Origin of the sequence: Pseudomonas sp. P135, from assembly GCF_020312125.1 — a bacterium.
Classification (GTDB): Bacteria; Pseudomonadota; Gammaproteobacteria; order Pseudomonadales; family Pseudomonadaceae; genus Aquipseudomonas; species Aquipseudomonas fragariae.
The window spans coordinates 12,728-37,765 of the sequence record NZ_JAGPYR010000030.1 but is presented as its reverse complement, the minus strand read 5'-3'; the positions used below and the strand labels follow the sequence as shown (position 1 = coordinate 37,765).

At 55.1% G+C, this 25,038-nt stretch carries 21 protein-coding genes and 1 tRNA gene; 10 read left to right on the top strand and 12 right to left on the bottom strand.

Annotation, left to right across the window (positions count from 1 at the left end):
* Nucleotides 1-43 precede the first annotated feature (43 nt).
* Nucleotides 44-292 carry a hypothetical protein gene (locus KBY08_RS25495; protein ID WP_111522767.1) on the bottom strand — a complete coding sequence of 83 codons (249 nt, stop codon included), beginning with the start codon at nucleotides 290-292 and terminating at the stop codon, nucleotides 44-46.
* Between the two features lie 124 nt (nucleotides 293-416).
* Between KBY08_RS25495 and KBY08_RS25490 the strand changes: the two genes are divergently transcribed.
* The 5 genes from KBY08_RS25490 to KBY08_RS25470 all read left to right on the top strand — a co-directional run bounded on the left by KBY08_RS25490 (nucleotide 417) and on the right by KBY08_RS25470 (nucleotide 7,182).
* Nucleotides 417-767 carry a hypothetical protein gene (locus KBY08_RS25490; RefSeq protein ID WP_225651307.1) on the top strand — a complete coding sequence of 117 codons (351 nt, stop codon included), beginning with the start codon at nucleotides 417-419 and terminating at the stop codon, nucleotides 765-767.
* Between the two features lie 1,641 nt (nucleotides 768-2,408).
* Nucleotides 2,409-3,221 (top strand): DNA adenine methylase, encoded by an 813-nt coding sequence (locus tag KBY08_RS25485; RefSeq protein WP_122219864.1) that lies wholly within the window; start codon nucleotides 2,409-2,411, stop codon nucleotides 3,219-3,221.
* A gap of 4 nt (nucleotides 3,222-3,225) precedes the next feature.
* Nucleotides 3,226-4,473 (top strand): metallophosphoesterase family protein, encoded by a 1,248-nt coding sequence (locus KBY08_RS25480; protein WP_225651306.1) that lies wholly within the window; start codon nucleotides 3,226-3,228, stop codon nucleotides 4,471-4,473.
* Nucleotides 4,470-6,227 carry a hypothetical protein gene (locus KBY08_RS25475; protein ID WP_122219866.1) on the top strand — a complete coding sequence of 586 codons (1,758 nt, stop codon included), beginning with the start codon at nucleotides 4,470-4,472 and terminating at the stop codon, nucleotides 6,225-6,227. Before KBY08_RS25480 ends, KBY08_RS25475 begins: the two co-directional genes overlap by 4 nt.
* Before the next feature lies 1 nt (nucleotide 6,228).
* Nucleotides 6,229-7,182: a hypothetical protein gene (locus KBY08_RS25470; protein ID WP_225651305.1), complete on the top strand. Its 954-nt coding sequence runs from the start codon at nucleotides 6,229-6,231 to the stop codon at nucleotides 7,180-7,182.
* A 40-nt stretch (nucleotides 7,183-7,222) separates the two neighbouring features.
* On the opposite strand, the gene KBY08_RS25465 is transcribed toward KBY08_RS25470, so the two are convergent.
* The 10 genes from KBY08_RS25465 to KBY08_RS25420 all read right to left on the bottom strand — a co-directional run bounded on the left by KBY08_RS25465 (nucleotide 7,223) and on the right by KBY08_RS25420 (nucleotide 16,513).
* The gene (locus KBY08_RS25465; protein ID WP_122219868.1) at nucleotides 7,223-7,588 is read right to left on the bottom strand and encodes a histone-like nucleoid-structuring protein, MvaT/MvaU family; all 366 of its coding nucleotides are present in this window, start codon (nucleotides 7,586-7,588) and stop codon (nucleotides 7,223-7,225) included.
* A 217-nt stretch (nucleotides 7,589-7,805) separates the two neighbouring features.
* The gene (locus KBY08_RS25460; protein WP_225651304.1) at nucleotides 7,806-8,750 is read right to left on the bottom strand and encodes a chromosome segregation protein SMC; all 945 of its coding nucleotides are present in this window, start codon (nucleotides 8,748-8,750) and stop codon (nucleotides 7,806-7,808) included.
* A gap of 93 nt (nucleotides 8,751-8,843) precedes the next feature.
* A complete protein-coding gene (locus KBY08_RS25455; RefSeq protein WP_225651303.1) occupies nucleotides 8,844-11,744 on the bottom strand; it encodes a DUF927 domain-containing protein in 2,901 nt (966 codons plus the stop codon).
* Nucleotides 11,741-12,022: a DUF3077 domain-containing protein gene (locus tag KBY08_RS25450; RefSeq protein WP_225651302.1), complete on the bottom strand. Its 282-nt coding sequence runs from the start codon at nucleotides 12,020-12,022 to the stop codon at nucleotides 11,741-11,743. Before KBY08_RS25450 ends, KBY08_RS25455 begins: the two co-directional genes overlap by 4 nt.
* Nucleotides 12,019-12,300, bottom strand: coding sequence for a hypothetical protein (locus KBY08_RS25445; RefSeq protein ID WP_100073869.1), 282 nt, complete (start codon nucleotides 12,298-12,300; stop codon nucleotides 12,019-12,021). The genes KBY08_RS25450 and KBY08_RS25445 overlap by 4 nt, the downstream gene beginning before the upstream one ends.
* Before the next feature lie 610 nt (nucleotides 12,301-12,910).
* Nucleotides 12,911-13,519 (bottom strand): hypothetical protein, encoded by a 609-nt coding sequence (locus tag KBY08_RS25440; RefSeq protein ID WP_225651301.1) that lies wholly within the window; start codon nucleotides 13,517-13,519, stop codon nucleotides 12,911-12,913.
* On the bottom strand, nucleotides 13,516-13,782 hold the full coding sequence (locus KBY08_RS25435; RefSeq protein ID WP_225651300.1) for a helix-turn-helix transcriptional regulator: 267 nt from the start codon (nucleotides 13,780-13,782) through the stop codon (nucleotides 13,516-13,518). The genes KBY08_RS25440 and KBY08_RS25435 overlap by 4 nt, the downstream gene beginning before the upstream one ends.
* 78 nt (nucleotides 13,783-13,860) lie before the next feature.
* Nucleotides 13,861-14,790 (bottom strand): hypothetical protein, encoded by a 930-nt coding sequence (locus tag KBY08_RS25430; protein WP_225651299.1) that lies wholly within the window; start codon nucleotides 14,788-14,790, stop codon nucleotides 13,861-13,863.
* A 243-nt stretch (nucleotides 14,791-15,033) separates the two neighbouring features.
* Complete coding sequence (locus KBY08_RS25425) at nucleotides 15,034-16,269, bottom strand: tyrosine-type recombinase/integrase (protein WP_225651298.1); 1,236 nt, start codon at nucleotides 16,267-16,269, stop codon at nucleotides 15,034-15,036.
* 167 nt (nucleotides 16,270-16,436) lie between these two features.
* A tRNA-Arg gene (locus KBY08_RS25420) sits at nucleotides 16,437-16,513 on the bottom strand.
* 23 nt (nucleotides 16,514-16,536) lie between these two features.
* Here KBY08_RS25420 and KBY08_RS25415 point away from each other — a divergent pair.
* From KBY08_RS25415 to KBY08_RS25395, 5 genes are all read left to right on the top strand, one after another.
* Nucleotides 16,537-17,922, top strand: coding sequence for an FAD-dependent monooxygenase (locus KBY08_RS25415; RefSeq protein ID WP_177410971.1), 1,386 nt, complete (start codon nucleotides 16,537-16,539; stop codon nucleotides 17,920-17,922).
* Between the two features lie 45 nt (nucleotides 17,923-17,967).
* Nucleotides 17,968-18,603 carry a LysE family translocator gene (locus KBY08_RS25410; RefSeq protein ID WP_010431160.1) on the top strand — a complete coding sequence of 212 codons (636 nt, stop codon included), beginning with the start codon at nucleotides 17,968-17,970 and terminating at the stop codon, nucleotides 18,601-18,603.
* Between the two features lie 286 nt (nucleotides 18,604-18,889).
* Nucleotides 18,890-20,332, top strand: a complete 1,443-nt coding sequence (gabD, locus tag KBY08_RS25405) for an NADP-dependent succinate-semialdehyde dehydrogenase (RefSeq protein ID WP_003367662.1) — start codon at nucleotides 18,890-18,892, stop codon at nucleotides 20,330-20,332.
* Nucleotides 20,333-20,518: 186 nt separating this feature from the next.
* The gene (gabT, locus tag KBY08_RS25400; RefSeq protein WP_111522776.1) at nucleotides 20,519-21,799 is read left to right on the top strand and encodes a 4-aminobutyrate--2-oxoglutarate transaminase; all 1,281 of its coding nucleotides are present in this window, start codon (nucleotides 20,519-20,521) and stop codon (nucleotides 21,797-21,799) included.
* 159 nt (nucleotides 21,800-21,958) lie between these two features.
* A complete protein-coding gene (locus KBY08_RS25395) occupies nucleotides 21,959-23,344 on the top strand; it encodes an HDOD domain-containing protein (protein WP_164990092.1) in 1,386 nt (461 codons plus the stop codon).
* 574 nt (nucleotides 23,345-23,918) lie between these two features.
* Here KBY08_RS25395 and KBY08_RS25390 read toward each other — a convergent pair.
* The gene (locus KBY08_RS25390; protein WP_003401614.1) at nucleotides 23,919-24,917 is read right to left on the bottom strand and encodes a GGDEF domain-containing protein; all 999 of its coding nucleotides are present in this window, start codon (nucleotides 24,915-24,917) and stop codon (nucleotides 23,919-23,921) included.
* Nucleotides 24,918-25,038 lie beyond the last annotated feature (121 nt).

Sequence of the window (25,038 nt, the reverse complement as noted above, 5' to 3'; positions counted from 1 at the left end):
TAACGCGATCTGTCTTGGGCTTAGTCATGTCGTATCCTTGCGGCTATTGAGGCACCTGGCAAGGGATACGTTTTTCAGGGGCAAGGTCAAACATACCGAGGCCTTTGCTGGCATCGGTTGGGGTGGCGAGAATGCGTACCTCGATGCCCGCTTTCAGTTCCTTGTTCGGTTGGGCCATTTGCTGGACCAACATCTTCTCGCCGATGACGCGCAGAGCGCACATAACGATCTCATCCAGCACCAAAAGCCAGGAATAACAAAGCCCGCACAAGGCGGGCTTTGGGCATTTCATAGACTGTCCACAACTCAAGACATATCCAGACTGCAAAATATGGTGCCCAGGCGTCGTTTGAACTGGGCTATGAAGCCCTAGTATTTACTGGGGCTATCAGACAGGTTTTCGGTTAGGCATACATGTGGGCATACACGGTCAGCTCGCCTGGCACATTAATGCCCTATGCAATGCTGCCATCTATTTTGGGTTACTAGCTGGTGTGACACTGGTTGGAACAGTAGTAGCAGCCGTTAATCCGGCTATCCGACCATTTTTGTTTAGCTGCGGCTACGGCTCCATGACAAGTGGGATAGGTGCCAACTTCGACCTGGTTTTCAAGGGAAGGCATGAACCGGCATCCGTTGGTCGCATCATGGACTTCATGATCACCATTCGCCTGGGCGTTCTTGTTGATGATAAATCTTGGCATTGGCTGTCTCCTTGGCTGCGTCATTTTATTTTTAACCGACCAACAGCGTTCACCTGGTCATGAGGGCCAGTTTGGAACGGTAGTATGAGAGCACCTACACAGCCCCCTCTAAAACCGGTGTAACGCGTGTTACTCGTGTAACGCCTATCGCCAAACGCCTGCTTTCATTGGCTTTTAGGGCCGTTACACAGTCTAGATGTCTAGCGTACATCCGATGTAACGCTGCCGCTGCGTGTAACGCAGAAAGTCAGCGCACGTCTGCTGCGGGGCAAGCGCTCTGCACCTGGCGGCTTGGAGAGTAGCTGGGGAATTGGGAAACGCCATTAAGGCGCACCCTCTATTCAACCCCCCCGGTCTCGCTGTCGTTACAGAGTGGCATGCAGCTATTCGAATTTTCGGTGACGGAAGCTAGCCCTGGTGCCAAAAACTGGCGGGGCCCCTGGGAGTATCAAGGTGGTACGGGGCATGAAACCCGCGACATCGTGGTAGCGACAGGCTTCCCAGCTTACTGAAATTTCAACGTCGAAATTGAAAGATCTTGAAGAAAAAAGGTCATCGTTACCGTGCTGGTAAAGATGCCCTTCTGTGTTGCTGATAACGCACGCATGGCGCTTGTCAACCGGGTCAACTCCGTCAACCTGTCAACCAACTTTAAAAATCCAGCCGCTAACACGAACGCGCGGGTTCTTCGTCCCGTATCCTTCCGAAACACTCAGGGTCCCCGCCAACCTACCGGACGATGGGAAAAGTCAGGGGTGAACCGTCGTTCACCAGGTTCACCTGTTCACTAAGCTGACGAAACGTTAGCTACTCAAGATGCGCGGGTTCCCTGCCCCGTATCCTAAGGATTTGCCCAGGGTCCCCAGTTCAGCTTTAGTGCAGGGCATGGATTTGTTTCTGCGCAACACGCGCGGATTTCTGTCGCTGATGGCATGTCCAAAATCGGGGTATGGGGGAGCTACAAAAAAGTTGGCGCAGAATCGGTGTAACGAGTGTAACTCGTGTATCATGTTTTCGTAACTTGTTGATAACAAAGACTATTTTAATCGCTACACCTCGTACGGATAAGGCGCCTTTGATGTGTAACTCCATCCGCCTGTGTAACGGGGGGGTGAAATAGGCGCGATCGGCTAGCAAAGATTAGACAGTCTGAAAATACATGTTCCGTGGATTCGTTTTGCTATGCCCCGGTGACCATCTAGCGCAGACCGAATTCTGGAGCGAAAGTCACGCATCCATCAAATGGGCGATCAGAAAAATACCCGGAATAGAGAGAGTCTACGGCAGGCGCTTGCTTTAACCGTTATCCAACTGGCTCGTAACCAATATTGCTCGCAAGCCCCGTCCTGTCGGAATGACGAGAACTCCATAGCCAGGGCGTACTGAGATTGATTTTGGAATAGGCATAACGGCGTAGCCGCGTCTGATCTTGATCCTTTCAGGGCCCTGAGCTTTGATTCAGGCCAAGGTACCGGCTTCACCAGCCCATGCACCCGAGGTCTTTGCATGAGGCAGATCTTCTTGCCTATACCGCGGTTAGACATCGGGTCCTTCTCCCGCCCATCTGACGACGCATAGGCGATCCGCCTACAACTGGTGATGTGTGCTGAGGCTCGCTTTCTTGCTCAAAAATGAGGAAAGCTAGCGTTTTTATTCCTATCACTTCCTTTGTCTGGTACTTTGCTAAAAAAGGAGACAGAACTGATGGGTCCAATTTTCCGGTGGGCTGGTAGCAAGAGAAAATTGATACCTGTTCTTAATCGATATGTGCCTACACAAATCAATACATATTACGAGCCATTTTGTGGGTCTGCATGTCTTTATTTTGAGTTGATGCCTGTAAAAGCAGTGCTTTCTGATATGAATTCAGAACTTATATTTACATATCAGCAGATACAAACTCGGCCAGCCGAAATTTACAAGTATTTGGAGACGTTTGAGATCTGTCAAGACGAATACTTGAGACTTAGAAATCTCTTGCCTCATGAACTATCAGACGCATACCGCGCTGCGAGATTTTTATATCTTAACAAGCTATGTTTTAACGGGGTGTATAGAACAAACCGAAAAGGTCTTTTTAATGTGCCGATGGGTAATAAAACTGGCGCAATGCATACGCTTAGTCAGCTTCTAGATTATTCTGCCGTATTAAAAGATGTTGAGTTTTTTGCCAGCGACTATCATACGGTAGTATCTAAAGCTGTAGCAGGGGATTTCGTGTATCTCGACCCGCCTTACTCGAAGCCAGGTAATCGTGATAGGGGAGAATACGGGCCAAATAGCTTTCATTTTAGCGACATTGAAAAAATGATGGCGCTACTTGCAGAGTTAGATTCTCGAGGAGTGACATTTGCTCTATCGTACTGTGATTGTGAAGAGATCCGTAAATTCTGCCTTCCATCTTGGAATATTGAGGTTCTGGACGTAAGAAGGCATGTTGCTGGATTTCATACGCATAGGAAGATGGTTAAAGAAGTCTTGATTTCTAATCAAGAAATACTATTCATGGCGGCCTGATTGAATGGAATCTAAACTTAGAGTTGCAGTTATCAGCGATTTGCATATTGGTGATATGGCCAAAGGCAAAGATTTCTCACCTGAAAAAACTGAAAATGCATCGGTTGAAAACTATCTGCAAGAATTTTTCGATTTTGTAACGCGTGAAAATTTGGGGGCAGACTACCTCCTCGTAACAGGAGATATTAGCAATAAAGCAAAAGAAACTGAATTTGGTCTCGCCTCGGACTTAATTGTAAAGATTGCTCTTGCTCTTGGTGTGGATAGAGCGAGGGTGCTTTTCTGTCCGGGAAATCACGATATAAACTGGCCAGCGATAGTTTCGCATCGTGATGCAGGCGCAAGTGAGGAAATGATATCTAGAGCAAAATATATCAACTTGCTCAAGCCTGGACTTGTCTTTTCAGAAAGCCAGGCGAAAGGAGCTGGCCGGTTTGATGATGCACCTTATTTCGTAGTTTGGAATTTCGATGATTTCAATGTTTTTTCGTTAAATAGTGCTATCTATGACGGCCCAGAGACAAAGCCTCATTGCGGCGAAATTAAGACTGAGCAGCTGCTTGAGATCGAAGCGTTGCTTGACTGTCATGTTGATAAGTCGAAGTTAAATATTTTTATCCTGCACCACCATCCTAAGCAGTATCACGATCGTACTTTTCGAGAAGGGGATACGAGCGGAATGATTAATGCTGATGGCCTTTTGCATCTTTTGTCGAAGAAGGAAATAGATTTTATAGTCCACGGCCATAAGCATATACCTAGATTTGACATGGACATAAATTCGGATGGCCATCCACTTTGGATATTATGTTCTGGCAGTTTCAGCTCAAGATTAGATGACAGGCATTTTGGCGGCGTTGGAAACTTCTTTCATATAATAGACTTTCATTCGCGTTGTCAAGATAACGGTTGGAGTCGTGGTGTGGTTAGGTCTTGGACTCACTTGTTGGGCCACAAATGGTTGGAAAGTGGCACTATTGATTTTGATAGCGCCAATCAGTTTGGAGCTTATGTTAGCTCAAAAAAGCTGAGAGACTCTTTAGAGCTTACGCTTGAAAATTTATTTAAAGATGAGTCGTTTGTTGAGTGGCGTGATTTAATAGCTGCTGACGAGTCGATACAATACTATCCAAATAATTTGCTCAGAAGTAGTCTCTCAGCAGTCGCGGAGAAAATGAAGTTACTACAGCGATATTCTGGCCAACAGCAAGCCTTCGAAACACTGATTTTGATTAGGGAGAAAAGGACTTGAACACTACAGATCATAAGGTAGGGAATCCTTTCGAGAATGACAACGCTCGAAATAGTACTCCAGAGGACCTGCCATATCAGTTTGTATGGACGACGGACTTTGCTCGCCTAATATCTTCAAAGAATCATGTGCTGATTGGGGCTCGTGGTTCGGGAAAAACAGCAATTATAAAAATGCTTTCCCACGAATATCTTTCACGCTTAAAGCACGATACTGCCGTAACGCTCATTCGTGAAAAGAGTTTCGTAGGGACGTATGTTCCAATGCGTTTATCTTGGGTAGGTGGATTAAAAAATAAGCCGTGGCTGAGTGAAAAGGGGCGTGAAAACCACTTTCAGTGGCGGTTAAATGTTGCGTGTTGTTCGGCGTTCATATCTACACTTGAAAGTTGCCTTCGTGCGTACGTGACTGGGAAAGCCGAATTTTTTATCACCGAGCGTGATATATGTTTGCAGCTTTCTGACGCATGGTTTCCGGAGATGAAAGCAGAGTCAATAGATGCTCTGCGCCAAAATCTCGCTGCGATTGAGTATAAAAAGTTACTTGACGAAGAGAAACTTAGGGTTAATGAGGGAGTGGAATTTAGTAAGTTTGGCGTTGAGTTTGATATCGGCTTATTCGAGCCTCTTAAGCGAGCTATATCTATACTGAAGAGCTTCATAAAGTTTCCTCAGTCGACAATCTGGGCGGTGTGTCTTGATGAAGCTGAATACCTAAGTGTTGAGTATCAGCGTATTTTGAATTCTCATATGCGCACCTTTGCTGATGGGCTGGTTTTTAAAATAACTACTATGCCCTACAAGCACTATACATTAGATACGAATACTGCTGTTCCTCTCGTAAGAGGGGACGATTTTGATTACATTTATCTAGATAGTATGGAGCTGTCTAAGCGGACTTTTAGCGAGTATGAGGCGCTCAGAAAATTTTCTACGGAGCTATTTGAGCGCAGATTGAAGGGTAGCAGGTGGGAGAATAGTGGCGTAACTTTGGATATGTTGCTAGGGTCTTCATATATATTGTCAGATAAATCCGTGTCGCAAGAAGCTATTCTGGAGTTGATATCGAAGCACTCTAATACGGCTACATTCGAACGAGCTAAATACCTTTTGGGGACGTCCAAGTTTGATGATGAAATTGGGAGAAAGCTCAAAGGTGCTTTGTTACTTCGCGATGCCGCTTCGAAGCAGAAAGGCAACTCTAGTTCCTCTATTTATTCAGGGGTTGAAATGGTGATCCGCTGTTCAGACGGTAATCCGAGAAGATTTATTAGTCTTCTTAATTCAATGTATTTGGCTGGCGCCGATGAGGCTGGGTTCAAACCTGTACCCTCTTCTGTGCAAGACAGAATATTAAAGCATTTTTCAACCAATGAGTTTCGTAGAATAATTAGTGAGCCCAATCATGGTGCTGATATACATCAGTTATTATCTAAGATAGGAAAATATTTTAAAGAGGCCTTGCACTTCAAGCCGCTTTCCTCAGATCTTGTACTATGTTTTCGATATAATGTAAGTGACGCTAGCGTCTGGGATGTCGTAAGCGAGGCTGTTGGAGTAGGTCTGATACGGCCCTTAGTGGAGAAGTCTGATTTTGATGAACTCCCTGTTAGAGGTGGAACCTTCAGGCTTTCATATATGCTGAGTCCGTACTTTTATTTATTGCCTAGGCGTGGCCGTGCTATAGTCATAAGCTCCATTCTTAACAATCCGCCACCTCCTGATCGCCCAATTTTGCAGATGGAGTTGCTTTAATATGGCTAAGTTGTATGTTGAAGATATCTCGCGGCAGGATTTTTTTGGACGCTTTTATGAAATCTCAGTTTTTTCGTGTGGATATGAAGAAAGATCTGTAAATGTAGCCTCTATAATCAGAGTCGAAAATATCGGATCTCCGCTTGTCTTTGGTTTTGAAGGTGAGAAATCTAAAACTTGCTTAACAAACGAATCTGTTTTTAAGGATCGTCTTCTGATTGACGTTGTTGACATATCGTACGGGGAGACACATAAAATCATCGGTATTCTTAGGGCCGAGGTTGAAAAGCTGATTTTCGGAAAAAAAGCACTGATCAAGGTTTTAGTTGATTACTCGTCGATGCCCAGATTGTGGTACTCGGAAATACTAAACTTTTTTAAAAATTATGACTCGAATGTAAAATTTGAGTTAGATTTTGTATATTCTGTCGGTGAGCATGCTTATAGTGATCAGCCTCAGCAATTAGGTGATCCGATTGTCCTGCCGGGATGTGAGGCGGTTGCTACATACAGTAAGAGAACAGTTGCCATATTTGGTTTAGGGTTCGATTCTGGAGCACCAATTTGTATGCACGGTAAGATTGAGCCTGACAATACGTATGCACTTATTGCACGTCCAGGTGCGCTGGAGGACTATAGCTCTAAGACTTACTCTATTAATAGCGATTTCATTGAAGAGTCCGTTGATGAGGTCGTTTATTCTCCACTGTTCAGTGTTAAGCAGACGTATGACAGTTTGAGGGAAATATTTTTTCCGTTCAGAACTTCGGCGATTACAGTCATAGTGCCTTTTGGCCCCAAACCTCATGCGTTGGCGGCCATTATCGCAGCTATGAACTACCCTAGTGTAACATGCCTGTACTCCAGTACTGGTTCTCGTCCATCAGTGGTTACTGCAACCTCAGAGCTGGTGCTCAGCAGAATATACAAGGATGAGGATCAAGCCGAGAATTGAGATAAGGGGCCCTAGGGCCCCTTTCTCAGGCAAAGCGGCTCTATTTTTTCAGCCATCCCTCCACAACGTCAGCGCCGTATTCTGCTTTCCATTCCTTTAAGGCTCTGTGATTCCCACCTTTGGTTTCGATCACTTCACCTGTGTTCGGATTCTTGTACACCTTGAGCTCGCGCGGTTTGCGTGTGCCTACAGGCTTGTCAGAGATCTGACCTCGGGCCGATGCCTGTGGGTCCAGCAGATTGACGATGTGCTTCAGGCTGAAGCCATAGTGCTCAAGTAGCTTGCGTAGCTTCGTCTCGAACTCGATCTCTTTCTTCAGTCCATCATCACCTTTCATCTTTTCCAGCGCCTGGAGTTGCTCGGCGAGGTGTTTTTCCAGCTGACGGTATTCTGCGAGTTTGGACATACTGTCCCCTTTATCTGTAGTTGCGTGTGTTATTGAGATCGATAGTGCCGATTAAAAGTTTCGCACTATTTCCGACGTATCAGTTGACTTTCAATGTGCGCCATTTCCGCTTTAATTGCCTTGATCGTCAGCATTTGTATGCTGACTGACTTTGGCTGAGGTCCCGCTGATGGTTTTCAGCAGTGCAGCCAGATAAGCTTTCCGAGCCTTGAGCGTGTCAGCCCAGCTCGTGCTGTTTTGTAGTGGCTTGTTCACTGCTTTCATCCTTTCGTTGCTCCAGTTGGCTCACGAGTGCAGCCTGTTGAGGTGTCGAAATATCGTTGAGCTGGAGCAGGTCCTGCGCGCTGTATCTGCGCGCTCGGCCGGATAGTTCATGCCACGTCCAGTTCCCGACGGTTTCGCCTTCCTGCGGAACCGCCAGTTTCAACAGGCTCACTTGATCAAGGCCGAGCAGGTTGTAATTTGCCCACAGCCTTCCGCCCACATCGAAGAGTGTCTTAGCGGCCTCGTTCCATTTCTCTTCAAGCACTGTCTGAGAAAGCCACAGGGCTTCGCGCTCTATCCCCTTATGCTTTTCCTGAGCTTCGACGATGTATTGATCTACGGTGGCCAGCTCCTGCTTGAGCGCGGATATGATCAGCCCCTGCCGACGATCATGCTCGGCGGCGGTTGCCAGGTTTTTTGCGGCTTTTTGTGCATCGGCATTGGCGGTCTTTTCACCTTCGGTGTCGCCCCATGCGACAGCCTGTGCATATGCGGTAGCCGCATCCGTTTCCGCCTGCCGGGCTTTGGCCATGTCCTCTACCGCCTGTTGTTGGATCTGTTCCAGACGGATGCTGAGGCTCTGACGTTTTTCATTCAGCTCCTGCTCATCGGCTTTCCAGGTGTTCATGGCCTCGATGTAACCCGCCATCAGGGAATTGCAATTGGCGAGGGTTTCGCGGCGATTGATCTTCCGATCCAACAGGTCAGCGTCGTGTTTGCGTGCATCGAAACGCCTTTTCAGCTCGTTGTACTTGTCGCGCAATTCGCGCTCTTGGGCAGGCTCAATGGACTGCTCACTTTCCAGCGCGGCTTCAAACGGCAGCAGCTGGGTGTGCAACTGATCAGCCTCTTTCAGCAGTTGTTCGCGGCGGTCTTTCAGCTCTTGGATCTCGTTCATGTGTCTGGTCTCTGTTCAATTCGATTGGGAGTTGGTTGTGTGGCTGGCGAGGCCGGGAATCAGCCGGCGCTACCTCGATCAGCAGGGATGCACTCAGGCAGCCCGAGCCTCGCTTTCAGCCAATCCCGGAATCGTCTTCACGATGTAGCAGCGTTGCGTACCCAGGCCGGGCAGGCGGACCAGGCTCGATGCCTTGCCGTCGTTCCCCGGCTCGATGACCCCGCGCTGCAGCAGCTCCTTGTTCACCGCATTGATGTTCATGCCCCGGAAGATCTCCGAGCGCCACGACTCGGGCAGCACGTAGTAGGTGTTTGTGGTGTGCAGGGAGTCGCCCAGGCCGTGCTCCATCGTCTTGCGAAAGCCAAGCCTGTCGATGGTACGGGGGCCGTGTTCGTCGATTTTTGCCGCTGCCGATTCCCAGCGGGTAAATCGGCTCTCGCCGAAGCGCTCGATGACCTGGCGCAGTCGCGACACGATTGCGTCGCCCTCGAAGTTACCGACGCCGCCACGCTCGTTCATCCATGCGTTGAGGCACACCCGAGCGGCGGTTGTCGCGGTGCCATCGGGCCAGCCTGTTATCCCCATCGCGGTGGCCAGCTCACCCGCTGCGGCGGCGAGGCCAAAGCGAGCGGCGGCACGGTGAGCTTGTCCGCTGGCCGACGCGGGTAACGATTTGGCGATAAAGCCTTCCAGAGTGCGGCGCAGGATGGCGGACCAAGCGTGGCGTTTGTCGGGCTCACACAGCGCTGTGAGAAAGGCGGTGAGCGGTGTGCCGTAGTATTTCGCGACTCGTGCTTTTAGTGCGTCGGACAGCGCTGCTGCATCATCGAAACCGTTAAGGGTATCGAACATACCCAAGCCTTTGCTGGCATCGGCTGGAACGGCGAGCATGCGTACTTCCATGCCCGCTTTCAGCTCCTTGTTCGCTTCGGCCATGTGCTGGGCCAACGTCTTCTCGCCAGTGGAGAGGAACAGCAAACGCCACTCCTGCACCTGTCGACCTGCCTGACCTCGATCATTAGCCCGAGCCTTGCCGGTGCCGTTACCAAGCATGTACACCGTTTCGCCGATGATGCGCGGATCGCACATGCCGATCTCATCCAGTACCAGAAGCCCATCCGAATGCGCGGCGGCGATGGATTCCAGTGCGTTGTCGGTTGAGCGCCACGAACGCACCAGGCGCGGTCCGCCGTAGATCGATGCGGCGACCTGCAGGTGCGTGGTCTTGCCGCCCGAGCTATCGCCGTACAGATGAAAGCCGCCCGACTCATGACCCAACATGTGTAGAAGCGGGCCAGCCAAGGCCACGCCGACCACAAACGCCAGACGATGGTTGCCCACGCACAACGCGCCGATCTGTTCTTGCCATTGCTCAAGCGTGCCCGATTCGCTGATCGGCGGAAGCTGAGAACCGGCCTCGTAGAAGTGCAAGTGTTCGCTGTGTGCGCCGACCTGTTGTTCCGGTAGGAGAAAGGCGCTGTCGTGCCAGCCCAGGCGAGTCACCAGTCGGGCCCGCTGCGCGCTGTCAAAACCGCCGAGGTAACTCTGCAGGTCGTTGCGTGCATTGCGGCCTGATCGACTGCCAGCCAAACGCAGGCCCATGTCCACCAATGGGCCGAGTACGTCCTTGCCAAAATCGCCGGTCATGGTGCGCGCCGGAATGTTCCAACGCTTCTTGGCCCCGTCGGGGTCGTCGAACTCCACGAGCAGGCCCCAGTTATGGCCTTTGTCGTCGCGGGTACGGGCGAGGATCTCCAGAGGCGAACATACCGGGCGTGCTTCGCCGTCGTCGCCCGCGTAAAACACACCTTCCGGCGTCAGGCGAAAGCCACCAGGCATCAGGTCGTTTTTCGGTTTCGCAGGGCGCTTGGCCGCTGGCTTTGCCTTCGCTTTCGGTTTGTGTTCAGCCTGCTCTGTTGCCGGTGTTTCCTCTATCAGACCAAACAGCTCGCCACTGCGCTCCAACTCGGCGAAATGGGCGGCTGCCCAGCCTTTGGCAGCAGCATCGGCAGCATCATCGCCGTCGTCCCATTGGCCACCTTTGGCGAAAGCGGCGCGCTCGTTTTTCATCGTGGGTTTGCGCTTGAACACCTCCAGCGCCATGACCCGTACCGAGGCTGCGCCGACTTCGCGCAGCCTGTTCGCGACGGCTTCCATGCAGGCTGTGCCGCTGGCATCGTTGTCCGGCCACAACAGCACGTCGCGGCCCTTGAGGGGCGTCAAGTCTGCTTTGTGCCAGGAGTTGGAACCGTTCGGCCAGCAGGTGGCCACGTAGTTCGGCATCAAATCAGCGGCTGCATCTGCGGCTTTTTCGCCCTCGCACAAGACCACCGGCGCATCCGCGCGCAGTGCCAGTTCATCCCGTCGCAGCAGGGGACGGGGCTCGGGAAGCCCTTGCCAACGCCATTGGGTCGTTTCGCCGTCGCTGCGTTTGCACCATGTCAGCGGCGCAAAGACCTTTTTCGGTTTACCGTCCTCATCGGGACCCAGGTCGAACCGGTACAACGCCATGAGCGGCTGACCCTGATCATCGCGATAAATCCAGACCTTGGACGGTGCGCCGTGCTGCCGGTGTTTAACCGGGCATTTGTTCATCGCCTCGGCCGGGATCGGCTCAATGGGAACCCACTCAGGAGCTTTGCTTTTGGCCGGTGCGGGTTTGGCGGGCGCGGAGTCTGCAGTTACGCCGAGTAGATCCGCCAGTTTGTTACAGGCATCGACGTCAGTGCCGCCGTCGATGTAGCGGACCAGGTCAATCAAATCGCCGCCCTTGTCGCCGGTCGCGAAGTCAGACCAGGTGCCTTTGCTGATACTGATTTTCAGAGAGCCCGCACGCTTGTCCGTTCGGGTAGGGTTGGGTGCGGTGTACTCTTTACCGCCGTCCACTCGCTTCCCGTTCGGGAGCCAGTGAGCAAGGACTGTGTCGATGTTGCGCAGCGCAGCAGATTTCACCTGTGCGAACGAAGGGCGCTTTTTCGTGCTGGAGGCGCTCATGGGCGATCCTCCGTTGGAAACTGCAAGCTGGTGGTGACGTCATCGATGATGGCCTTGACCATATCCCCTAGGTAATGGGCAGCCCACGCCGCGCTGCTGTCGTCGTTCATGCCCGCTTGGAGCGTCAGTTTGTTGATGCAGTCCGTCAGCACGGAGGCGTGTTCTAACGCCTCTTCGCAGGAAACGCCTGCATTGACGCTAAACAGCGGTTGGTTTCGGGCGTTGTATTTGGCAAAGGCAGTGTGCCCGGTGGTGTTGCCTTGGAAGAATGCGCTCACAGGCCACCCCCTTGCGCAGGACCGCGGACCAGCTCGTCGGCGTGAAGCGCCAGGGTACGTATCAAACCTAACGTACCGCGTACGTCCCAAAGGGCGGCGGCTATGATGTGATTTGCAAGGCTGGGTCCGTCATTTTCGAACTGGTCTTCAAGCAACAACAGCACCGAGCTGGCGCGGTCGACGGCGCAGGTGATGGCGTCGATGGGAATACCGGCATCGGCTGTCGGATTAACACAGAGCAGGTCTTCGGGCAGGCAAAAACTCAGGGCGTTGTTCATTGGGCACCCCCTGCGGTTTCGAGGGCGCGTGCTTTGGTCATGTGAGCGTTGTAGCGGGCAAGGCGTGTAGCGAGGCTGGAATTGGCGTGTAAAGCGGCGAGAGCCATTGCGCGATGGGCAGCGGCGCGATTTTTGAACGGATTGAGACTGGGCATCTGGCAAAACTCCTATTGTTGAGGAGCTGCCACGGTTCGCCGTCAAACGAATTAGGGTGGCAGCTGTGTGTAGGTTGACGGACCGGGACAATAGGAACCCGGCAGACCCGAAGGTCTCCCACACACAGCCGCCATAAAACAGGAAAGCGGGCACAAAAAAAGCGCCTGCAATCGTAATGGGGGCGCCTGTGCGCCTATTGTTCATCGGGCCGTCAAACCCGGTCGCTGATTTTGCAGCGACGGCCAGAGAATAACGTCCGGTTTTGGGATGTGCAACTGTTTGAGCGACTTGCGCTCGCGCTCGATGCGAAATACATTTGACGTGCATGTAGATTTACCTCAACGCCTCCGGTTGCCCCCGGAGGCGTTTTCGTTTGTGCGTGCGCCGAAACTGTGACGCGATAGCTCGGCGTTCTGGTGCCAGATCGGGGCGAGCAGATTGGGGCAGGGAGGGCTCAAGCCGCCTTCATTTCGGTATCAAATAGTGGGGCGGGGACTTCGCCTTTTAGCCAGGCGAGAATTTTTCGATCTTCGTTACATCGACGGCGATGCATAACCGTCAGGTAGTCCCGACGCTCGGTAATGCTCTGCTCGATGTAAGTCGCCCGGTCGTCTTGCAGACGCATTTCGCTGTGCAGCTTTTCGCTGTTGGCCTGTTCGGTGGCGAGATCGGTGGCCACGTAGTCCTGCCAAAACTTCGACTCATTGGCGAAGCCGCCAGACTGGTCGACCAGCCAGTAAGTCACCCAGTCATTGAGGCCGACCGTTCGCAATGCGTTACGGCGACCTTCCTTCATCGCGAAATGGCCAGTCCCATGCACGCTGGCAAACTCGCGGCGGATCGCATGCTTGCGAATCCACTCGGGCACATTCCAAGGGTTGGGTCTGAGAGGAAGAGCCAGGCCGTTTGCATTGAAAAAGATCGCTTCTTGCTCCAGGCCATTCCAACTGATGCCCGCAATGGTGCGACTTTTCCAGTTGAGCTCGTCCGGCCTGTAGAGCTGGAACCCGATGCTGTAGGAGTCGATGAAAGGTCCGTCACCTTTTGGGATGCGATTATTCATGCGGCCACCTGATCGCGAGCAGCGATGCGCGCTCTTGTCCATGCCTGAACCTCCCCCAACACCCATCCAACGGGCGCACCTCGGGCGTTGCTGTTGCTCAGTTTTACCGGGAGCGGAAAGCCGCTGTCTTGTTGCTGCATCAGCTTGTAAATCGTGGGGCGGGCGAGGCCGACTATCGCAATGACTTCGCTGATGCGAATAAGCGTGGTGGCGGGATCACGAGCTGGGTGCGCGGTGTTAATTGCTTGTAGAGGGGATGACATAGCCGTGCCTATATGGTGAGAGACAGGCACAGACTAGGGAGGCGGAAAAAAGCAAACACGGTTTGTTTTTAAGAAAATTTACCGAGGTAAGTAGCCACAGGTGACCAGGTATTTCTTGATGGTAGGCTCAGATGCTATGCCCTGTTCCACCAACGCTCGTTTTAGTGTTCGCTCTGAAATAGCCGGGTTGCCCAGAATGAGACGGTCGGCGGCTTTGCAAATGCGCTTGCGCAGGTCCGCTGCGTTCTGCTGCTTTACCGAGTCCGGGTGGCTGTTGGCCCTACCAGCCGCCGCGCCTCTTTGCGAAGCTTGGACGGAAAACGCGTTGGTCAGCGCCTTATTCAGCGCTTTCCTTAAAAAGTTGGCGACATTGAAATTGCCCTTCGCTACGTCGACCTCTTCAACCTGCTTGAAGATGCTCGCAAGCATGAGCGCCTTGTCGGCCTCGCCCATGAAGGTGCGAAAGGATTCTCGAGCGTCAATCTCCGCCCCCGGATGCTTTAGCCGCTCCTTACCCACCAGTGCGCAATACCTATCAGGATCCGTCGCTTGCATTTGGGCGATGAGATCGACATCCAGCTCGAAGACGTAGAGTTCCGTTTCAAAGAGCCAATTAGCGAGTACCTGGACAGCTTGAACGCTCTGCACCAGAGCGTAAGTTGCTACGAGTTGCGAGTCAGCATCGTTGTGGTCAACTCCAAGAAATCCTCTCATGACACTCGGCAGCAAACCGGAATCTCTATAGCTGGCCTGGTCCTCAATCTCATCGCGCAGTCGGAACATGGTGGCCACTACCGATCCTGCTCGATCAGGGTAGCTGCCATCCTCAAGCCAGAATGACGTGGCGTAATTGGCCACATCTAGAGCTTCTTTGAAATGCTCACGAAATTGCGGATACAGCGCTAACTCATGCACGGCCTGTTCGATGTCGTCCAGTTCCTCAAGCAAATTGCTGACATCGCATCCAGCAATTTCAAGGCAACCAACCGGCATATTCTCATTGTCCATCGACCGCCCCTTGGCCCCGGCTTGTGTCACATTTACAGCGGTTCGGCAGTACTACAGTTCGGGCCAGCAGCGGAGTAGCTGGGGCAATGTTGTTACACGATTCGGCCTCGTAACACGTCGCACTGTGTCGCCCACGTCGTCGTGTAACTTGAATTAATTCATTTATAATCAATGATTTATAGATGTGCGCTACACCTGTAACACGAGTAACACCGCTTTTGGAGGGGGTATGGATTTGAAATCTCATACGGCCTTTCCAAATTGGCCGTGGACAACATTGCCAGATGCGAGCTCGTCAAGATGATCGGCATACCACTGCATCATGACTTTACGTTGAGGTAAATAAACCGCTTTGTTGTACACCCCTGCGATTCCTTCCTTCACATGGGAAAGCTGCGCTTCAATATGATTTTCATCAAAACCCTGCTCGTTAAGGATCGTGCTTGCGATATGACGGAAGCCATGACCTGTTTGGCGTCCGCCATAACCGAGTCTCCGTAACGCCATCAGAAAAACGGTATTGCTGCGGGGAATAGTCCTATCTTTCCTACCGGGAAACAGCAGTGGGTATGCTCCTGTAAGCGAGCGCAACTCAGTGATTGCTTCGACAGCTTGGCGGGATAGGGGAACCACGTGTTCACGCCGACGCTTCATGCGTTCGGCGGGGATCGTCCAGAGCTTTTTATTGAGATCAATCTCTGACCAGCGTGCTTCTCGAATTTCACTCGGGCGTGCGGCCAACAACGCAAGCAAGCGGAGCCCCAAACGAACATCCTTTGCATGAGGGTAAGAGTTGATCGCACGGAGCAGTGCGGGTAGCTCTTCTACTGAAACGTGCGCGTAGTTTTCGGCACTACGGGTCTGAAGGAATTTGTTGAGACCTTCGAGAGGATTGTGGATGGCTCGCCCAGTTACACGAGCCAAGTCATAGATCTCTTTGCAAGTGGCCCGGACTCTGCCCATTTGGTCAATGATCCCTTTCTGCTCCATGCTGCGCAGGAACTCCATCCATTCAAGAGGCAGTATCTCGGTATAAACCCGCTTCCCAAATATTGGAAACGCATGCAGCTCCAAAGCTCCAATGATTCTCCGGGCGGTGCCTGCTTCCCAGCTCAACCGTCTGGAATCAAACCACTCCCGTGCTAGCGCTTCGAACGTGTTATTGGCTGCCTCCAGGTCAGCAGCTTTCCTCGCCTGTTTGCTGACTAGCGGATTTTTTCCATTGGATGAGTCTTCGCGCAGTTGTGCAGCCTTCTGTCTGGCTAGAGAGCCGCTGACCTCGGGATAGCCGCCTAGCCCTAGCCAAGACCATTTTCCGTCTGGTTTCTTGTAACGCAATTCCCAAGACTTCTGGCCATTTGCTTTGACTCGAAAGTACAAGCCGTTGCCATCTTGCTCCCGATAGGTTGCGTCCTCTGGTTCCAGCCCGGAGAGGGTTGTGTCGGCTAGCGGGCGACGTTTGATGTCAGTACGTTTCACGGCTTGTATGCCTCCTGTTCAAGGAATTGCAAAGCATACACGTGGGCATACACGGCGTGAAGGTATAGGAGTGGATCGCTATGGACAGCCAGAGACAACAAAGCCCGCTCAGGGCGGGCTTCTTGGGGGGATTCGTAGACTGTTTGAGACAGGTCTAGATTGCTATATGGTGCACCAGGCGGGATTCGAACCCACGACCCCTGCCTTCGGAGGGCAGTACTCTATCCAGCTGAGCTACTGGTGCGACGCGGGCGCCATGATACTCACATGGGTACGGGGCGTCCAGTTGCGGGCGGTGTGCGACACAAATCATCCGCCTTCCATCACCCCACACCCACCTCCACCCACAAAGGAACAGACCTGCGCTTCCGGCACGGCTGCGTGGTGGTGCATGATGCTCCCCATACCACTCCGTCAGATCGATCTCACCGAGGGCCTCTTATCAATCAGTTCAAAAGCATCGAGCGCAGCCCGTGCCGCGTTCTTATTACCGGGGCCAGTATCGCGGGGTGTGCCGCGGCCTGGTGGCTGACGCAGCGCGATTGCGATGTCACGGTTGTCGAGCAGGCGCCTGCCTTTCGCGACGGCGGGCAGAATGTGGATGTGCGGGGTGCGGCTCGGGAGGTCTTGCGCCTGATGGGGCTTGAGCAGGCGGTGAAGGATCTCAATACCGGCGAGACGGGGCTTGCGTGGGTCGATGAGGATAACCACACGGCGGCGCGCATCGATCTGGCCGGTCTGGACGGGGACGGCCCGACGGCTGAGCTTGAGGTGTTGCGCGGTGATCTTGCGCGTCTGCTGTATGAGGCGTCGTCTGCTGATGCGTTCTATCGCTTCGGTGATCGCATCGTCTCGGTCGAGCACGATAAGGAGGGCGTGTCGGTCACGTTCGAGGGCGGTGGCGAGGAGCGTTTTGATCTGTTGATCATTGCCGAGGGTGTCGGCTCGCGTACGCGGGAGCTGGTGTTCCCCGGCGAGAATCAGCCGCGACGGATGGATTTGGCGTGCGCGTTCTTTACCGTGCCTCGTGCGCCGACCGATAGCCAGACTGCGCGCTGGTATAACGCGGTGGGCGGTCGCAGTGCGGGTGTTCGTCCGGACAATCGCGGTACGACGCGTGCGTTCTTTAATGTGCAGGGCCGAAGCCACCTGACGGTCGGCAACAGTGTTGCCGAACAGAAGGCGTTTCTCCGGGCGTCGTTTGCAGGCGCGGGCTGGGAGGTGCCTCGTCTGCTGGAGGGGATGGAGGCTGCGGAGGATTTCTGGTTCGATGACTTGCGTCAGGTGAAGATCGATCGCTGGTCGAATGGCCCGGTGGTACTGCTGGGCGATGCGGCGTGGTGTGTCACGCCGCTGGGTGGAGTCGGCGCTTCGTTGTCGCTGATTGGCGCGTATGTGCTGGCGGGTGAACTCACCAAGACCGATACGATTGCCGAGGCGCTTGCCTCGTACGAATATGTCCTGCGCCCTGTGGTGAAAAAGTCGCAGAGCGTGCCGAAACTCGTGCCGCGTCTGGTCCATCCTCGCAGTCAGACCGGGGTGAAGATCCTGCGCGCCGTGCAGCGGCTGGTGGCAACGCCCTTTATCAGCAAGCGTGCTGCCAGGGCACTGACCCCGGCGGTGCAGTCGTTCACGCTTCCGGATTATCGATAGCGCTACAGACGTGGGTTAGTGCCTGCGCCACAGGGAGAATCAAAAATGGAATCGCTACAACAGTGGCTCAGCTTCGCGATGATTGCCTTGTTCGTTACGCTCACGCCGGGGCCGGCGGTGATTATGGCGCTGTCGAATTCAATCACCCACGGCCCGGCGCGGGCGATGGTCGGTTCGCTTGGCAACGCCCTGGGGTTGATAGTGGTTGCTACGGCGGTAACGGCCGGGCTGGGCGCGATCCTGGTAGCGTCCGCGAGTGCCTTTCTGGTCCTGAAAATCGCTGGCGCGGGGTATCTGGTTTATCTGGGGATCAAGCAGTGGCGTAGCGCGCGCAGTGCTTTTGATGCGCTGGCGAACGTGCCCAAAGCGGTGTCCACAGGCAGCCTGTTTATCAAAGGCATCTCGGTGGCGCTGACCAACCCCAAGGCGATCCTGTTTTTCATCGCGTTTCTGCCGCAGTTCATCCAGCCCGGCACCTTTCAGGTGGAGCAGACGGGCGTGCTGATCGTGACCTTCGCCGGCTGCTCTGTGGTTGCTCACGTCTTTTATGTGCTGCTGGCACAGACGCTCAAGCGCCACCTCAATTCGGCCCGCAGGCGCCAGAACGTCAATCGGGTGTTTGGCGCGTCGTTCATTGGTCTGGGGTTGAGCCTGTTCACGTTGAAGGGCAGGGCCGCCTGACTCCACCGCATAGGGAAGATGCCTCTGCGTCGCGGCTCGACGCTGATCAGAAAACTACACACCTCCCTGCGCCCGTTCTTTTTTTCGAACGGGCTATTGTCCTTTCCCCCCGCAATGCCTAGGATTCGTTTGAGATTTCAAACGCTCTTGTTCGGTCTTCCTGTCTTCATGCGTTGCGCAGCGCTGGAACCCGATGGAATGTTTTCCTGACGATGGCTTCCAAATGGGGTGCATCGATATCAATTGTTCGCGTCGCCTCTCAGGCGATGCTGTTTAGGAGGCCGACATGCAGCTCAAAGATTCCACACTGTTCCGCCAGCAGGCCTACATCAACGGCCAATGGCTGGACGCGGACGGTGGTCAGTCGATCAAGGTCAACAACCCGGCCAACAATGAAATCCTCGGCACTGTGCCAAAAATGGGCGCAGCCGAGACGCGTCGGGCGATCGAGGCGGCTGACAAGGCGCTGCCGGCCTGGCGTGCGCTGACTGCCAAAGAGCGTGGCAACAAGTTGCGCCGCTGGTTCGAGCTGATGATCGAGAACCAGGACGATCTGGGTCTGCTGATGACGCTGGAGCAGGGCAAGCCGCTGGCCGAAGCCAAGGGCGAGATCACCTACGCCGCGTCGTTCATCGAGTGGTTCGCCGAAGAGGCCAAGCGTGTTTATGGCGATGTGATCCCTGGTCACCAGCCGGACAAGCGCCTGATCGTGCTCAAGCAGCCAATTGGTGTGACGGCGGCGATCACCCCGTGGAACTTCCCGGCGGCGATGATCACCCGCAAGGCCGGTCCGGCACTGGCGGCGGGTTGCACCATGGTGCTCAAGCCTGCGTCGCAAACGCCGTTCTCGGCACTGGCCCTGGCTGAACTGGCCGAGCGTGCGGGTATCCCGGCGGGCGTGTTCAGCGTGGTGACCGGCAGCGCAGGCGATATCGGTGCCGAGCTGACCGGCAACCCGATCGTGCGCAAACTGTCCTTCACCGGCTCGACCGACATTGGTCGCCAGCTGATGGCCGAGTGCGCCAAGGACATCAAGAAGGTGTCCCTGGAGCTGGGCGGTAACGCGCCTTTCATCGTGTTCGACGATGCCGACCTCGACAAGGCGGTCGAAGGCGCGATGATCTCCAAGTACCGCAACAACGGCCAGACCTGCGTGTGCGCCAACCGCATCTACGTGCAGGACGCGGTGTATGACGCGTTCGCCGAGAAGCTCAAGGCGGCGGTCGGCAAGCTGAAGATCGGTAACGGCCTGGAAGAAGGCGTCACCACCGGCCCGTTGATCGACGACAAGGCGGTGGCCAAGGTCAAGGAACACATCGCCGACGCCGTCAGCAAGGGCGCAACCGTGCTGACCGGTGGCAACAGCCTGGAAGGCTCGTTCTTCGAGCCGACCATTCTGGTCAACGTGTCTAAAGATGCCGCCGTGGCGCGGGAAGAAACCTTTGGTCCGCTGGCCCCGCTGTTCCGCTTCAAGGACGAGGCCGAAGTGATTGCGATGGCCAACGACACCGAGTTCGGTCTGGCGTCGTACTTCTACGCGCAGAACATGAGCCGCGTGTTCCGTGTCGCCGAGGCGCTGGAATATGGCATGGTGGGTATCAACACCGGCCTGATCTCCAACGAACTGGCACCGTTCGGCGGTATCAAGTCGTCCGGCCTGGGCCGTGAAGGCTCCAAGTACGGCATCGAAGATTATCTGGAAATCAAATACCTCTGCCTGTCGGTCTGACCGACACTTGGGTATTGCAGCCGATGGCGCGCGAGAGCGACGTGTCATCGGCTTTTGTTGCACCGCAGTTTCCTGGTGGCCTGAAGGCTGCTGCAGTCGATCATCGTATGCTGCCGCAGTTGATCCGGTCCGCTTGATCCTTGATCCTTGACCCACGCCGACCGATGAGCGGCGAATGAGGAATACATGAGCAAGACTAACGAATCCCTGATGCAACGCCGCCATGCAGCCGTCCCGCGTGGCGTTGGTCAGATCCACCCGATCTTCGCTGCTTCGGCGAAGAACGCGACCGTTACCGACGTGGAAGGTCGTGAGTTCATCGACTTCGCTGGCGGTATTGCAGTGCTGAACACCGGCCACCTGCACCCGAAGATCATCGCCGCCGTGCAAGAGCAGCTGACCAAGCTGAGCCACACCTGCTTCCAGGTACTGGCCTACGAGCCTTACGTCGAGCTGAGCGAAAAAATCAACGCCAAGGTGCCAGGCGATTTCGATAAGAAAACCCTGCTGGTGACCACCGGTTCCGAAGCGGTGGAAAACGCCGTGAAGATCGCCCGTGCTGCGACCGGTCGTGCGGGCGTTATCGCCTTCACCGGCGCTTACCACGGCCGCACCATGATGACCCTGGGCCTGACCGGCAAGGTCGTGCCGTACTCGGCCGGCATGGGCCTGATGCCCGGCGGTATCTTCCGCGCGCTGTACCCGTGCGAACTGCATGGCGTGAGCGTGGATGATTCCATCGCCAGCATCGAGCGCATCTTCAAGAACGACGCCGAGCCCAAAGACATCGCTGCGATCATCATCGAACCGGTACAGGGCGAGGGTGGTTTCTATGTGGCGCCGAAGGCCTTCATGCTGCGTCTGCGCGAGCTGTGCGACAAGCACGGCATTCTGCTGATCGCTGACGAAGTGCAGACCGGCGCGGGCCGTACCGGCACGTTCTTCGCGATGGAGCAGATGGGAGTTGCGGCTGACCTGACCACCTTCGCCAAGTCCATCGCAGGCGGCTTCCCGCTGGCGGGCGTGTGCGGCAAGGCTGAGTACATGGACGCCATCGCACCCGGCGGTCTGGGCGGCACGTATGCCGGTAGCCCGGTAGCCTGTGCTGCGGCACTGGCGGTGCTGGACATCTTCGAAGAAGAGCACTTGCTGGAGCGCTGCAAGGCGGTTGGCGAGCAGTTGGTGACCTCGCTCAAGGCGATGCAGGCCAAGTACCCGGTTATCGGTGAAGTGCGTGCGCTCGGTGCGATGATCGCTGTCGAGCTGTTCGAAGACGGCGACTCGCACAAGCCTAACGCCGCTGCAGTGGCTCAGGTGGTTGCCAAGGCGCGTGACAAGGGTCTGATTCTGCTGTCCTGCGGTACTTACGGCAACGTGTTGCGCGTGCTGGTGCCGTTGACCGCCGAAGACGAATTGCTCAAACGCGGCCTGGCCATTCTTGACGAATGCTTTGCTGAAATCGCGTAAAAAGTGTGAAGTCATGAATTGATTAATTTATGACCAAACAGACAAAAAAAGCCCGTTTCGACGGGTTTTTTTTGCTTTGGAGCGGGGTATTTCGCTGTTTTGGGTATATCCGGACGTTTGCATTGGCTAAGGTGGTCGCATTGACATCGGAGAGTCATGATGACCGCTGTAGTTTTGCCCGCCGTTCCTCGCGTACTGATAGCCGAGTCTGATCCGTGGGTTCGCGAGACGCTCAGCGACCTGGTGCTGGGCGTGCGTGCGGATATCGAGCTGGAGATGTGCACCGATGGTAAACAGGCCGTCGAGTGGATGAAAAAACACCTGCCGGACCTGATCATCGCCGCCCGCGAGCTGCCGGGGATCGATGGCCTGAGCCTGCTGCGCGGCGTGCGCAATCTGCGTCGTCAGCCCGCCATCCCGTTCATTCTGATCAGTAATCGCAATGACAGCGCCAGCGTGCGTGAAGTCGTGCCGCTGGCACCGACTGCCTACCTGACCAAACCGCTGAACACCGAAGGGCTGCGCCAGCGTCTTGAAGGCCTGCTGCTGGAACGCAGCGCCCCGGTTGCGGGTGCGGTGCCCGCGCTGACGCCGGGTCTGACCCTGACCAAGTTTCTCGACAAACGCCGCGACATCGCCGATGGCGCGCCGCTGTTCGTCGATGTCGCCACGGCGGTGACGCTCAGCCAGACCGCCAGCGGCATCGACGCCGCCCTGCTGGAGCAGGAACTGCGCAACGATCCGCACATCACCGCAGTACTGATCGCAGCCGCCAACACGGCGGCGCAGCATCTGGGCAAGCCGATTCAGACCATGGGCGGGGCGCTGGCCATTCTCGGGCCAGTGCAGGGCGCCAATATCGCGTCCGGTCTGGGCAAAAAGCGTATGGCGGTGCTGACCAACGACGCGTTGCTGGCCAAGGCCCATGAGCTGTGGACCCTGTCGCAGCGCACGGCTGATTACGCGCGCATCCTGGGCGGCATGCTGGAGCTGGATGCGGAGCGCTGTTTTAGCGCCGGACTGCTGCAGTCGCTGGGCGATCTGGCGGTATTGGGTTGTCTGCAGGAGTGGCTGCTGGCTGGCGGCCAACTGGATGAGCAGGTGATCGGGCAGTCTCTGGAGCAGTACTCCGCGGCCTTCGGTTCTGCTCTGCGCACCCGCTGGCGTTTGCCGCTGGAACTGCGTGAGCTGATCGCTGCGGTGTATCAGTACAATACCGGCATCTACACACGCGAAGTGCTGGCAATGAACCTGGCGGGGCAGATGGCGCGCTTGGGCGAGGAAGAAAGTGTCACCACGCTGATCAAGACCAAATCGGCCAAGCTGTTGAAGCTGAGCGTCGGTGACTTGCAGCGCTTGCGCAAGAAGCTGACTGGGGTGACGGATCCGAGTTTGCTGAGGCCGCTGTCTAGCGAAACTGAGGTGGCTGCCGAGGCGGTCGACGACGAGCCTGATCTGCTCGACCTGGCACCTGAGGCACCTGCTGAAGCGCCTGCTGCACTTGAGGATCAGGCAGACGCTGTTCAGGGTTCACCCGAAAAGTAAAAATCTGACTGACGCAGAAAATCCATCGACTGTAGCGGCCTCTTCGCGAGCAAGCTCGCTCCCACAAGGTACCGCGTGCTCCTGTAGGAGCGAACTTGTTCGCGAAGGCTATATTCCTGACGCAGGAAAACCATGGACTGCACCGGACTCTTCGCGAGCAAGCTCGCTCCCACAAGGTACCGCGTGCTCCTGTAGGAGCGAACTTGTTCGCGAAGGCTATATTCCTGACGCAGGAAATCCATCGACTGCACCGGACTCTTCGCGAGCAAGCTCGCTCCCACAAGGTACCGCGTACTCCTGTAGGAGCGAACTTGTTCGCGAAGGCTATATTCCTGACGCAGGAAATCCATCGACTGCAATGCCCTCTTCGCGAGCAAGCTCGCTCCCACAAGGTACCGCGTGCTCCTGTAGGAGCGAACTTGTTCGCGAAGGCTATATTCCTGACGCAGGAAAACCATCGACTGCAATGCCCTCTTCGCGAGCAAGCTCGCTCCCACAAGGTACCGCGTACACTCGTGGGATCCGCCTTATTCGCGAAGGGGCCAGTCGTGCTTTCTACATTCGGGAAAGCATTTCAGACCAGTACGATCTGGTTCTTGCCCTGGCGTTTGGCTTGGTACATCGCGGCGTCGGCGCGGCCGTAGAGGGTTTCGAGGCTTGGGTCGTCCGGGCCCAGATTGGTCAGGCCCTGGCTTGCAGTGATGCTGAAGGTGGTGCCAGCGGACTGGAAGTTCTGACGCTGGATCTCGCGTTGCAGGCGCTCGGCGATCTGCATCGCCATGTCCGGCGCACAGCCGGGGAATACCGCAGCGAACTCTTCGCCACCGATACGCCCGAACAGGTCACCCCGCCTCAATGCCGAACGACCGCTTTCGGCGATGCGTTGCAGCACGGTATCGCCTTCCTGATGGCCGTAGGTGTCGTTCACCAGCTTGAAGTCATCGATGTCCAGCAGCAGAAACGCCAGCGGCGTGCCATTGAGGCGAGCCAGTTCGAACTCGCGCTGGGCGCATTCGAAAAAGTGCCGGCGGTTGCTGCTCTGGGTCAGCACATCGGTGGTCGCCAGGCGTTGCAGCTCATTCTCGAGCTGCTTCTTCTCGGTGATGTCTTCGGCGATGCCCACCACGATCAGACGCTGGCTGGCGTCGGCACGATGGCTGACGAAGCATTTGTCGCTGAGCCAGCGCACTTCGCCGTCCGCACGAATGATCCGGTACTCGCGATCCTCGATCGAGCCTTTCTCGATAACCTCGTTGAGGCTGCGCTCGGCGTAGTTCAGGTCATCGGGGTAGATGCTGTCGCGCCACTCACTGTAGTCAGCCAGCAGCAGGCCCGCCGAACGACCGAAGATGCGCTCGTAGGCCGGGCTGACATAGATCATGTGCTGGGTTTCCCAGTCGAACGCCCACAAAACAGCGTTCACACTCACCAGCAACGAGCTGAACAATTGTTCACGCTCGCTCAGGCGTGCGACTTCTGCCTGAGCGTGCATCAGGGCTAACAGGGTTTCTGCGGCTGCGGGCATATCAGTGATCGGTGTGCCGGGTAGGGAGGTGGGAGGCTGCTTTTCCATAAGAACCATCTCAAGCGTTTACGGCCAGTGAGGCGCCCTGTCCCGATTGGCGGGAAAGTTGATGAGATAGAGGGGGAGCGGATAAGTTCCGGGACCGGCGCGCCAGGGGAAGGCGCGCCGA